The sequence below is a fragment of the Roseomonas sp. TS2 genome (assembly GCF_058833935.1).
In genome coordinates this window covers 1-12049 of the sequence record NZ_JCACVY010000137.1, presented here as the reverse complement: position 1 = coordinate 12049, position 12049 = coordinate 1, and the positions used below count along the sequence as shown (strand labels likewise).

9 protein-coding genes are annotated in these 12049 nt (G+C 73.0%); 3 read left to right on the top strand and 6 right to left on the bottom strand.

Going from position 1 to position 12049, the window contains the following annotated elements; translation table 11 throughout:
- Nucleotides 1-265: 265 nt before the first annotated feature.
- The gene (locus ACZJYS_RS17935; RefSeq protein ID WP_493179822.1) at nt 266-976 is read left to right on the top strand and encodes a FadR/GntR family transcriptional regulator; all 711 of its coding nucleotides are present in this window, start codon (nt 266-268) and stop codon (nt 974-976) included.
- A 150-nt stretch (nt 977-1126) separates the two neighbouring features.
- Here ACZJYS_RS17935 and ACZJYS_RS17930 read toward each other — a convergent pair whose 3' ends face one another.
- Entirely contained in the window at nt 1127-4303 is a 3177-nt protein-coding gene (locus ACZJYS_RS17930; RefSeq protein WP_493179821.1) for an efflux RND transporter permease subunit, read from the bottom strand.
- 175 nt (nt 4304-4478) lie between these two features.
- Nucleotides 4479-5594, bottom strand: coding sequence for an efflux RND transporter periplasmic adaptor subunit (locus ACZJYS_RS17925; protein ID WP_109518192.1), 1116 nt, complete (start codon nt 5592-5594; stop codon nt 4479-4481).
- Nucleotides 5595-5739: 145 nt separating this feature from the next.
- Between ACZJYS_RS17925 and ACZJYS_RS17920 the strand changes: the two genes are divergently transcribed.
- Complete coding sequence (locus ACZJYS_RS17920) at nt 5740-6366, top strand: TetR/AcrR family transcriptional regulator (protein ID WP_493179820.1); 627 nt, start codon at nt 5740-5742, stop codon at nt 6364-6366.
- A gap of 54 nt (nt 6367-6420) precedes the next feature.
- On the opposite strand, the gene ACZJYS_RS17915 is transcribed toward ACZJYS_RS17920, so the two are convergent.
- The 4 genes from ACZJYS_RS17915 to hppD all read right to left on the bottom strand — a co-directional run bounded on the left by ACZJYS_RS17915 (nt 6421) and on the right by hppD (nt 11450).
- Nucleotides 6421-7413, bottom strand: coding sequence for a Bug family tripartite tricarboxylate transporter substrate binding protein (locus ACZJYS_RS17915; protein ID WP_493179819.1), 993 nt, complete (start codon nt 7411-7413; stop codon nt 6421-6423).
- A 33-nt stretch (nt 7414-7446) separates the two neighbouring features.
- On the bottom strand, nt 7447-8757 hold the full coding sequence (fahA, locus tag ACZJYS_RS17910; RefSeq protein WP_493179818.1) for a fumarylacetoacetase: 1311 nt from the start codon (nt 8755-8757) through the stop codon (nt 7447-7449).
- Nucleotides 8754-10109, bottom strand: coding sequence for a homogentisate 1,2-dioxygenase (gene hmgA, locus ACZJYS_RS17905; RefSeq protein WP_109518196.1), 1356 nt, complete (start codon nt 10107-10109; stop codon nt 8754-8756). The genes fahA and hmgA overlap by 4 nt, the downstream gene beginning before the upstream one ends.
- Before the next feature lie 207 nt (nt 10110-10316).
- Entirely contained in the window at nt 10317-11450 is a 1134-nt protein-coding gene (hppD, locus tag ACZJYS_RS17900; RefSeq protein ID WP_109518197.1) for a 4-hydroxyphenylpyruvate dioxygenase, read from the bottom strand.
- 119 nt (nt 11451-11569) lie between these two features.
- Between hppD and ACZJYS_RS17895 the strand changes: the two genes are divergently transcribed.
- A partial coding sequence (locus tag ACZJYS_RS17895; protein WP_493179817.1) for an Lrp/AsnC family transcriptional regulator occupies nt 11570-12049 on the top strand: 480 nt, incomplete at its 3' end.

Genomic DNA, 12049 nt, shown 5'->3' with positions numbered 1-12049 from the left:
CGCCGCTCTCGGCCAGGTGCGCGATGGCGGCCGTCATGTCCCGCGCGGCGGCCTCGGGCAGGCCCGGCAGGGCCTCGGCCAGGGGATGGAAGCGGTCGCCTTCCGCGCTGACCAGCGCAACGAGAGGACGACCCTGGACAAGCAGCGTGGCGAGGCGCATCAGGAACCCTTCTCTGGAACTGAACCAATATCAGGCTTATATTGATCCAATTATGATCCATATTGATCAGCCATTCCGGACCCGTCAAGCCGCCGGGCCCGGCGCGTGAGCGACGCCCTCTCCCCCCCGCGCGGGCGTGGCGACGCCGAGCGGCTGCGCCACAGCCTCGCCCAGGCGCTGCAGGCCGGCCGCTGGCAGCCGGGCGAGAAGCTGCCCACCGAGCGGGCGCTCGGCACGCAGTACGGCATGGCGCGGAACACGGTGCGCCGCGCGCTGGACGCGCTGGAGGCGGAGGGGCTGATCCACCGCCATGTCGGCCGCGGCACCTTCCGCACCGGGGCGGCGGCGGAGACGGCGCCGGCCTGCCCGCCGCTGGAGCAGGCGGAGGCCTTCGGCCCGGCCGAGGTGGTGGAATGCCGCCTGGCCTTCGAGCCGGAGCTGGTGGCGATGGCGGTGGCCCGCGCCAGCCCGGCCGACCTCGCGCGGATGGAGGCGTGCTGGCAGCAGGCCGAGGCCGCCGCCGACCTCGCCGCCTTCGAGCACTGGGACGGTGCGCTGCACGACGCCATCGCCGTGGCCACGCACAACCGCGCGGCGATGGCCCTTTCCCGCTCTCTGGCGCGGGTGCGGCTGCAGGCCGAATGGGGGGCGCTGAAGGCGCGCGGCGCGACCCCCGCCCGCCGCGCCGCGCTGCAACGGCAGCACCGCGCCATCATCGACGCGCTGCGCCAGCGCGACCGCGCCGCCGCCCGCGGCGCCATGCGCGCGCACATCCTCTACGTGCAGCGCTACATGTTCGAGGAGGAGGAGGGCTGAGCGCAGTGCCGCTCAGTCGTCATCCCCGCCGCCGCCACGGGTCTCCGGTATCGCGAACAGTACCAGCAGGAAGGCCGGCAGCCCCGTGGCGCCCAGCCCCGCGTAGGCGATTCCGCCGCCGAGCCAGGAGGCCCCCGGGGCGTGGCAAGGCTAGCCGGCCGCCCCCGCCGGCGCCGCGGCGCGGCGCTGCCGCGAGGCCATGGCGCGCGCCACCACGTAGAAGAGCGGCGTGAACACCAGGCCGAAGACCGTCACCCCCAGCATGCCGGCGAAGACGGCGGTGCCCAGGCTCTGGCGCATCTCGGCGCCCGCGCCGGTGGCCACCGCCAGCGGCAGCACGCCCAGGATGAAGGCGAGCGAGGTCATCAGGATCGGCCGCAGGCGGGTGCGGGCGGCGGCCTCGGCGGCCTGCCAGCGGGTCATGCCCTCCGCCTCCGACGCGCGGGCGAACTCGACGATCAGGATGGCGTTCTTGGCGGCGAGGCCCACCAGCACCACCAGCCCCACCTGCACCAGCACGTTGTTGTCGAGCCCGCGCCAGACCACGCCGGCCAGCGCCGCCAGCACCGACATGGGCGCGATCAGCACCACCGCCAGCGGCAGCAGCCAGCTCTCATACATCGCCGCCAGCAGCAGGAAGACGAACACCACGGCCAGGCCGAAGGCGATCGGCGCCGTGTCGCCCTGCGTGGTCTCCTGCAGCGCGATCTCGGTCCATTCGAAGCCGAAGCCCTCGGGCAGCTCGCTGGCCAGCACCGCCTCCATGGCGGCGATGGCCTGGCCGGTGGAGATGCCGGGCTTCGCCGCGCCCTGGATCTCGGCCGCCGGGTAGAGGTTGTAGCGCGGCACGCGGTAGGGCGCCGTGTCGTCGGCGAAGCTGGCGAGCGCGCCGATCGGCACCATCTGGCCGTCATCGTTGCGGGCGCGCAGCAGCGCCACGTCGCGTGGCGTCAGGCGCTGCGCCTCCTCCGCCTGGGCGGTGACGCGGTAGGTGCGGCCGAGGATGTTGAAGTCGTTGACGAAGGAGGAGCCGAGATAGACCGAGAGCGTCTCCGCCACGCGGGAGACCGGCACGCCCAGCATCTCCGCCTTGCTGCGGTCCACCTCGGTGCGCAGCGTCGGCGTCGCGGTGTTGAACAGGGTGAAGGCCATGGCGATCTCGGGCCGCTGGAAGGCGGCGCCGACGATGCGGTTGGTGGCCTGCTCCAGCGCGCGCGGCCCCTGCCCGGTGCGGTCCTGCACATAGAGCTTGAAGCCGCCGCCGGTGCCGATGCCGGGCACCGAGGGGGGCGGGATGACCAGGGCCATCGCCTCGCGCTCCTGCCCGAGGCGCGCCTGCACCTCGCCCAGGATGGCGCCGTAGGAGAGGCCCTGCGCGATGCGCTCCTCGAAGGGCTCGAGCGTGATGAAGATGACGCCGCTGTTCGGCGCGTTGGTGAAGGTGGCGCCGTCGAAGCCGACGAAGGCGACCGCGCCCTCGACGCCCGGGATCTTCAGCACGGTGTCCGAGGCGCGGCGCACCACGGCATCCGTGCGCGCAAGGGCGGCGCCGGGGGGAAGCTGGAAGGCGGCGATGAGGTAGCCGCGGTCCAGCGGCGGGATCAGGCCCGTGGGGGTGGTGCGCACGGTCTGCCCGGTGGCCAGCAGCAGCCCGGCATAGAGCACCAGCAGCAGCGCCGAGAAGCGCAGCAGCCGCCGGGTGAGGTTGCCGTAGCCGAGCGAGAGCGCGTCGAACATCCGGTTGAAGCCGCGGAAGAACAGCCCGACGGGCGCCGCCGCCCAGCGGCGCCAGCCCGTCGGGGCGGCGCCATGCGCGTGCGGCCGCAGCAGCAGCGCCGCCAGGGCCGGCGAGAGGGTGAGCGAGACCAGCGCCGAGATCAGCGTGGCCACCGCGATGGTGACGGCGAATTGCTGGTAGAAGGCGCCGGCGATGCCGGAGATGAAGGCCGTGGGCACGAACACCGCGCAGAGCACCAGCGCGATGGCGAGCAGCGCGAAGCCTACCTCGTCCATGGTGCGTTCGGCGGCCGCGCGCGGCTGCATGCCGTCCGTCAGGTGGCGCTCGACATTCTCGACCACGACGATGGCGTCGTCGACGACGATGCCGATGGCCAGGATCAGGCCAAACATCGACAGCGTGTTGAGCGAGAGCCCCAGCGCCGACATCGCCGCGAAGGTGCCGATGATGGAGACCGGAATGGCCAGCAGCGGGATGACCGCCGCGCGCCAGGATTGCAGGAACAGGATGACGACGACCACGACCAGCAGCACCGCCTCGGCGAAGGTGTGCAGCACCGCCTCCATCGACTGCGCGATGAAGCGGGTGGTGTCGTAGACGATGCTGTAGGTCAGGCCGGGGGGGAAGGAGCGGGACAGCTCCTCCATCGTGGCGCGCACCGCATCGGCCGTGGCCAGGGCGTTGGAGCCGGGGCGCTGGAACAGCGGGATGGCGGTGGCCGTCTGGTTGTTCAGGTAGGCGTTGACCGTGTAGTCCTGGCTGCCCAGCTCGACGCGGGCGATGTCGCGCAGCCGCACCGGCGCGCCGCCCTCGCCCGTGGCCACCACCGTGCCGGCGAATTCCTCGGGCGAGGTCAGGCGGCCCAGCGCCTGTACGTTCACCTGGAAGGCCTGGCCCTGCGCTGCGCCCGTGGGCGGCTGGTTCAGCCCGCCGGCGGCCACCTGCATGTTGGCGCGGCGCAGCGCCTCCACCACCTCGCCCGGCGTCAGGCCGCGCGCGGCGACGCGCGCCGGGTCGAGCCAGATGCGCATGGCGTAGTCGCGCGCGCCGAAGATCTGCACGTCGCCGATGCCCTCCAGCCGGGCCAGCCGGTCGCGCACGTTCAGCGTGGCGTAGTTGGAGACGTATTGCTGGTCGCGCGAGCCGTCGGGCGAGAGCATGTGCACGACCATCAGCAGGTCGGGCGAGGCCTTGCGCACCTGCAGGCCGAGGCGGCGCACCTCCTCGGGCAGTCGTGGCTCGGCGACCGCGACGCGGTTCTGCACCAGCACCTGGGCGGCGTCCACATCGACCCCCTGGCGGAACACCACCGTCACCGTCAGCCGCCCGTCGCCGGTCGATTGCGAGGAGAGGTAGAGCATGCCGTCGGTGCCGTTGATCTCCTGCTCCAGCGGCGTGGCCACCGTGGCGGCGATGACCTCGGCCGAGGCGCCGGGATAGTTGGCGGTGACCGTCACCGTGGGTGGCGCGATCTCGGGATATTCGCTGATCGGCAGGCGGAAGGCGGCGATGGCCCCGATCAGCGTGATGGCGATCGAGATCACCGCGGCGAAGACCGGCCGCGCGATGAAGAAGCGGGCGAAGCGCATGGCTTGGCGTCCAACAAAGGGGGAAGGGCAGGGGAAAGGAATTCCCCGTGCGGGGCAGTGCCCCGCACCCCCTTCTTTTTTCTGTCAGGGCCGGCCTCCGTTGTCGGCCGGCGGCAGCCTGTCAGAAAAAAGAAGAGGGGGGCCGGGGGGAGAATTCATTCTCCCCCCGTCTTGGCTACCGTGCGGCCAGCCGAGCCGGTGCCACCTCCGCCGTGACCCTCGCCCCCGGCCGCGCCAGATGCTGCCCGGCGACGATCACCCGGTCCTCGGGCGAGAGGCCCTGGCGCACCACGCGCAGCCCGTCCACCACCGGCCCCAGCGTCACCGGCCGCGCCTGCACCGTGCCGTCCTGCGCCACGGTCAGCACCATGCGGCTGGCCTGGTCGGCGGCGATGGCGGCATCCGGGATCAGCAGCACCTCGCCCTCGCCGGCGCGGAGCCGCAGCCGGGCGAACAGGCCGGGCGCCAGCAGCAGGTCCGCGTTGGCGAGCTGGGCGCGGGCGCGCAGCGTGCCGGAGCGGCCTTCCAGCGCGCTGTCGATGAAGTCGAGCCTGCCTTCGCGCGCCCAGCCCGTCTCGTCGGCCAGCCGCAGCTGCACGGCGGGGCTGGCGCCCGGGCGCGTGACGCCCTGGCGCGCCAGCCGCAGGTAGTCGGCCTCGCTCATGTCGAACACGGCGTAGATGGGGTCGAGCGTCAGGATGGTGGTCAGCAGCGTGCCGCCGGCCTGCACGAGGTTGCCGGCATCCACGCGGCGGTCGGAGGCGCGGCCGGGCTGGGGGGCGCGCACCTCGGTCCAGCTCAGTTCCAGCTCGGCCTGCCGCAGCTGCGCCTGGGCGGCGGCGAGCTGCCCCTCGGCCTCGCGCTGGGCGGCGCGGCGGGTGTCGAGCTGCGCCTGCGGGGCGATGCGGTCGCGCACCAGCGGCGCCGTGCGGTCGATGTCCTGCCGCGCCAGGTCGAGCTTCGCCTGGGCGCGGGCGATCTCGGCCCGCGCCGCCTCGACGGCGATGGCGAAGGGCCGCTGGTCGATGGTGAACAGCAGGTCCCCCTCGCGGACGACCTGCCCATCGCGGAAATGCACCTTCTGCACCTGGCCTGAGATGCGCGGGCGCAGCTCGACGCGGGCCGAGGGCTCGAGCCGGGCGATGTGCTCGTCCCATTCGGTGACCTGGCGGCGGAGCGGCTCGGCGACGGTGACCGCGGGCGGGGCGGGCTGGGCGGCGGCCGCCAGCGGCAGGGCAAGCGCCAGAAGGCCCAGAGCCAGGGGATTGATCTTGCGGAAGGGGGAGGGCATCGCCTATCTCCTGGGTCGGGTGATACCGACCGGTTCGTCACGTATTGATACGAACCGGTCAGTATCATTGCAAGGGGGCATGCAAAGATGCTTTGCCCCGGGCGTTCTTCCCTCCGGTGGTGGGAATGGCGGCAAGGAGGTATCGGTGAGCGATTCGGCGACGACCAAGACCTGCGGTCTGCGGGATCCGCGCCCGGCGGCGAAGCGCGTGCTGGAGGCGGCGAAGGACCTGTTCTACCGGCAGGGAATCCGCGCCACGGGGGTGGAGGAGGTGTGCCGCGTCGCCGGCACCACCAAGATGAGCCTCTACCGCGCCTTCCCCTCGAAGGACGCGCTGGTCGAGGCGATCCTGCACGAGGATTGCGCCGCCGAGGAGCTGTGGTACGGCCCCGTGCTGCGCGGCGAGATGCCGGCGCCGGAGCGGCCGATGGCCTTCCTGCGCGCCGCCGCCGCCGCCCTGCGCAGCCCGGGCTTCCGCGGCTGCCCGATGGCGCTGGCGATCGTCGAGTTCCCCGATGCCTGCCACCCCGCCCGCAAGGTGGCCGACGCCCGCAAGCACACCATGCGCCAGCTGCTGCGCGATCTCTGCGCCGGGGCCGGTGCCGCCGACCCGGCGGCGCTGGGGGATTCCATGCTGCTGCTGGTGGAGGGCGCCTTCGCCGCCGTTCCCTATCTGGGTGGCGAGGCGGCGGCACGGGCGCTGGAGCAGACGGGCGAGACGGTGCTGGCGGCCGGGCTGCCACAGGCGGCGGCGGCCGCAGCGTCGGGCTGAGCGGGTCCGCCTCGCCACGCCCCTACGGCCCCGGCGCGGCTGGCCGGCCTGTCCTCAGTCGAGGGTGATGCCGAGGTCGCGGATCAGCGGCACCCAGCTGTCCCGCTCGGCGGCCCAGAGGGCGCGGAACGCCGCCGCGTCGCCCGGCAGCGGCTCCAGCCCGATGCCGCGCAGCCGGCTCTGCACCGCCTCCTCGCGCAGCGCGGCATCCAGCGCGGCGGCCAGGCGCTCCACCACCGCATCCGGCGTGCGCGCCGGCACCACCATCCCCTGCCAGGCGGCGGCCTGGAAGCCGCGCAGCCCGAGCGCCTCGGCCACGGTGGGCACGCCCGGCAGGTCCGGGTGCCGCTCCGCGCCGCACACGGCCAGCGGCCGGGCGCCCTTGCCGCGCAGGAAGTCGCCGCCGGAGGGAAGATCCAGGATCGAGGCCTCGAAGCGCCTGGCCAGCAGGTCGTTCATGGCCGGGGCGAGCCCGCGATAGGGGATGTGCGTCAGCGTGATGCCGGTCTCCCGCGCCAGCCGGGCCATGGTCAGGTGGTGCGGCGAGCCGATGCCGGGTGAGCCGTAGTCGATGCCGCCCGGGTCGCGCCGTGCCGCCTCGACCAGCGCGGGGGCATCGCGCAGGCGGCTGTCCTGCTTCACCGCCAGCACCAGCGGGAAGCGCGCCATCAGCCCGACAGGGCGGAAATCCTTTTCCGGGTCGTAGGGCAGGCGGCTGAACAGGGCGGGGTTGAAGACCAGCGTGCCATTGTCGGCGCTGAACAGGGTCAGGCCGTCCGGCGCCGCCTTGGCCGCGGCGTCGGCCCCGATATTGGTGGCGGCGCCGGGCCGGTTGTCGATCACCACGGGCTGGCCGAGCGCCCGGGAGAGGGCGGCGCCCAGCACCCGGGCCAGCGTGTCCGTGCCGCCGCCGGCGGGGTAGGCGACGATCCACCGCAGCGGCGCCGCCGGCCAGGCGGGCTGCGCGCCGGCAGCGCGGGCGAAGGGCAGCAGGCCGAGGGACAGGCCCAGGGAAAGGCCCAGGCGGCGGCGGGTGAGCGAAGGCATGGGCGTTTCCTCTGGAATTGTTGCTGCTTGTGGTCAGGCGGGCAGGATGCGGGCGCGGCACTCCCCGAAGCCGACCGGCGCGGCGCCGGCGCGGCAGGCACGGGCCCGCAGGATGATCTCGTCGCCATCCTCCAGGAAGCGGCGCGTCTCGCCGCCGGGCAGCGCCACCGGAACCCGCCCGCCCTGCGTGCTCTCCAGCAGGCTGCCGAGGCCCTCCGCCTCCGGCGCCGAGAGGGTGCCGGTGCCGAGCAGGTCACCCGGGTTCAGGTTGCAGCCATTGCTGGTGTGGTGCGCCAGCATCTGCGCCACGGTCCAGTACATGTGCCGGCTGCCGGAGCGGGCGAGGCGGTGCGGCGGCAAGCCCTGCTCCCGCATCCGCGGCGTCAGGATCAGCACCTCCAGCGCGATGTCGAGGGCGCCGCCCGCCTGGTCCGCCGCGTCCAGCAGATGCGGCAGGGGGGCGGGGTCGCCCTCCGGGCGCGGCGGCTGCGGCATGCGGAACGGCGCCAGCGCCTCCGGCGTCACCACCCAGGCGGAGATGGTGGTGCCGAAGCTCTTCGCCAGGAAGGGGCCGAGCGGCTGGTACTCCCAGGCCTGGATGTCGCGCGCCGACCAGTCGTTCAGCAGGCAGAAGCCGGCAATGTGGGCGTCGGCCCCGGAGACCGGCACCGGCGCGCCAAGCTCGTTGCCGGGGCCCACCCAGACGCCGAGCTCCAGCTCGTAGTCCAGCCGCTCGCAGGGGGCGAAGCGGGGCGCGGCGGCGTCGGGCGCCTTCAGCTGGCCGCGCGGCCGCCGCACATCGGTGCCGGAGACGCGCACGGAGGAGGCGCGGCCGTGATAGCCGATCGGCACGTGGCGGTAGTTCGGCAGCAGCGGATTGTCCGGCCGGAAGACGCGCCCGACATTGGTGGCGTGGTGGATGCCGACATAGAAATCCGTGTAGTCGCCGATGCTCGCCGGCAGGTGCAGGGTGCAGTCCGCGGCATCGTGCAGGCAGGGCGCGGCGCGGGGCTGGTCGGCGCTGCCGGCGGCGAGGATCGCCGAGAGCCGCTGGCGCAGCGCCCGGCGCGGGCCGGCGCCGAGGGCGAGGAAGCCGTTCAGCGGCGCCGTGGCGGCGGCCGCGGCGGCGTCGCGCAGGGCGCCCTCGAACAGCCCGGCGCGCAGCGCGGCCGCGAGGTCCAGGATATGGCCGCCGATGGCGACGCCGCCGCGCGGCGCCGCTTCCCCTGGCGGCGCGAAGACGCCGAAGGGGAGGTTCTGGATCGGGAAATCGGCATGGCCGTCGGCGCCCGGCACCCAGCTGCGCAGCGCCGGGTCGTGCGTGGCATCGAGCGTCGCCGTCACGGGCGGGCCGGGTCGAAATGCCGGCGCAGCGCCTGGCCGTATCCGGCATAGTCCTGCTGGAACTGCGGCGCCTCGGCGGCGTAGCGGGTGACGCGCTGCGGGAAGCGCGTCTCGAACATGAAGGCCAGCGTGCCCTCCAGCTTGTGCGGCTTCAGCGCCACGCTGCTGGCGCCTTCGAAGGCGGCCATGTCGGGCCCGTGCGGCAGCATGGTGTTGTGCAGCGAGAAGCCGCCGGGGACGAAGCCGCCGCCGGTCTTGGCGTCGTAGACGCCGTGGATCAGGCCCATGAACTCGCTCATGACGTTCATGTGGTACCAGGGCGGGCGGAAGGTGTCCTCGGCCACCAGCCAGCGGTCGGGGAAGATGACGAAGTCGATGTTGGCGGTGCCCGGCGTCTCGGAGGGCGCGGTCAGCACGGTGAAGATCGACGGGTCCGCATGGTCGAACAGCACCGGCCCCACGGGCGAGTAGCGGCGCAGATCGTATTTGTAGGGCGCGTAGTTGCCGTGCCACGCCACCACGTCGAGCGGCGACTGGCCGATCGGCGCGCGCCAGAACCGGCCGCCCCACTTCACCGTCAGGGTGGAGGGCACCTCGCGGTCCTCATAGGCGGCGACGGGGGTGAGGAAGTCGCGCGGGTTGGCCAGGCAGTTGGCGCCGATCGGGCCGCGCTCGGGCAGGGTGAAGGCGCCGCCATAGTTCTCGCAGAGATAGCCGCGCGCCGGCTGCTCCCCCGGCAGTTCCACCCGCAGCTTCACGCCGCGCGGGATGACGGCGATCTCGCCCGGCGCGATGTCGATGATGCCGAACTCCGTCCACAGCCGCAGCGCGCCCTGCTGCGGCACGAACAGCATCTCGGCGTCGGCGTTGTAGAAATACTCGTCCTGCATGGAGCGGGTGGCGAGATAGATGTGGGAGGCCATGCCGCATTGCGTCGCCGCGTCGCCCGCCGTGGTGATGGTGCGCACGCCTTCCAGGAAGGAGAGGCGCTCCGCCGGCAGCGGGATCGGGTCCCAGCGCAGCGGCGCCAGGGGCAGCTCGGTCTCGGCGCAGGGCGCGGTGCGCCACAGCCCCGCCTCGGCCGGTGCGAAGCGCCCCCAATGCGCCACGGTGGGGCGGATGCGGTAGAGCCAGGAGCGCTCGTTGCTGGCGCGCGGCGCCGTGAAGGGCGAGCCACTGAGCTGCTCGGCATAGAGGCCATAGGCGCAGCGCTGCGGCGAGTTGCGGCCGATGGGCAGGGCGCCGGGCAGCGCCTCCGTCTCGAAGCCGTTGCCGAAGCCGGAGAGATAGGCGGTGCCGGCGCCGGCCGCAGCCTGGCCGGCCGCGCTGCCGGGGCGCGTGGACTGGTTCATGGTCGTTCCTCCTGCCTCCGGGGTCTTCCGCCTGCCGGGGCGCCTCGCCGTACCGGCCCGCCGGCCCGGGGAAGACGGCGCCGGGAAGACCCTATGGCGTCACGGATGCGATGGAAAGCCGGGCGATGAGCCCGGCCAGGGCCTGCCGGAGCGGCGCTGGAAGCCGCAGGCGCTGCGCGCGGATGCTCCGCCGCCCGCCACGGCGCCTCATTTCGCCGCCGCCGGCTCGCGCGCCGCGCCGATCACGCCGCGGCGGATCTGGTCCTCCTCGATGCTTTCGAAGAGGGCGCGGAAATTGCCCTCGCCGAAGCCGTCATCGCCCTTGCGCTCGATGAACTCGAAGAACACCGGCCCGATGACGTTGCCGGAGAAGATCTGCAGCAGCAGGCGGGCCTTCCTGTGCTCCACCACCCCCTCGCCATCGACGAGGATGCCGTTCCGCTTCAGTCGCGCGATGTCCTCGCCATGGCCGGGCAGGCGCGCATCCACGCGCTCGTAATAGGTGTCGGGCGGCGCGGGCATGAAGGCGAGGCCGGCGGCGCGCAGCCCCTCGATCGTGCCGTAGATGTCGCTGCAGCCGCAGGCGATGTGCTGGATGCCCTCGCCCTTGTAGGCGCGCAGATACTCCTCGATCTGGCTCTCCTCGTCCGCGCTCTCGTTCAGCGGGATGCGGATGCGTCCGTCCGGGCTGGTCAGCGCGCGGGAGAACAGGCCCGTGTACTCGCCCTTGATGTCGAAGTAGCGGATCTGCCGGAAGTTGAAGAGCCTGGCGTAGAACTCGTACCAGACGTCCATCCGGCCGCGGTGGACGTTGTGGGTCAGGTGGTCGATGTAGAACAGCCCCGCCCCCCGGGGCGCGGGCTCGCGCTCGCCCAGCCATTCGAAGCCGCAATCGTCGTAGACCGAGCCGGCCGCGCCGTAGCGGTCGACGAAGTAGAGCAGGCTGCCGCCGATGCCCCGGATCGCCGGGATATCCAGCGCCAGGCCGCCTTCCGCCGGGTCGGCCGGCGCGGCGCCGAGCGCCAGGGCGCGGCGGTAGGCATGCTGCGCATCCACCACGCGGAAGCCCATGGAGGGCACGCTGGGCCCGTGCGCCGCGGCGAAGCGCGTGGCCTGGCTGCCCGGCTCCTCGTTCAGCAGGTAGTTGACGTCACCCTGGCGGTACAGCGTGACCGCCCTGTCCCGGTGCCGCGCGACGGGCGCGAAGCCCATCTGCCGGAACAGCGCGTGCAGCTTCTCCGGCTCGGGATGGGCGTATTCGACGAAGGCGAAGCCGTCCGTGCCCATCGGGTTGTGGTCGTCGATGGCGGGTGGCGGCGCGTCATGCGGAAAGGGGCCCATGGTACGTCTCTCTCCTCCGGTGCTTCTCCGGAGGCTAGCGCGGCGCCGGCACATGATGTGTGCGAAGCCGGCGCCGATGCGCCTTGCGGCGCATGGATGGCGCATGGAAAAGTCCTCCCATGCACGGAATTCCCACGCTGGACGGGTTCGACCTGAAGCTGCTGATGGCGCTGCAGGAGGATGGGCGCCTGACCAACCAGCAGCTGGGCGAGCGGGTCGGGCTTTCCCCCTCGCAATGCTCGCGGCGCCGCTCGGCGCTGGAGGCGGCGGGGCTGATCGCCGGCTACCACGCCGCGCTGGACGAGGAGGCGCTGGGGCTGCGGGTGCTGGCCTTCATCCAGGTCACGCTGGCCGCGCACAATGCGGAGAATTCGCGGCTGTTCCGCATGCTGCTCGAGCGGGTGGAGGAGGTGCAGGAAGCCTACGCCATGACCGGCGACGCCGATTACCTGCTGAAGGCCATCGTGCCGGACCTGAAGGGCCTCTCCCGCCTGGTCAACGAGACGTTGCTGGCGCATGAGAGCGTCGCCCGGGTGCGCTCCTCCATCGTGCTGGAGCGGCTGAAGCAGTCGGCGCGGCTGCCGCTGGCGTCCCTCTCC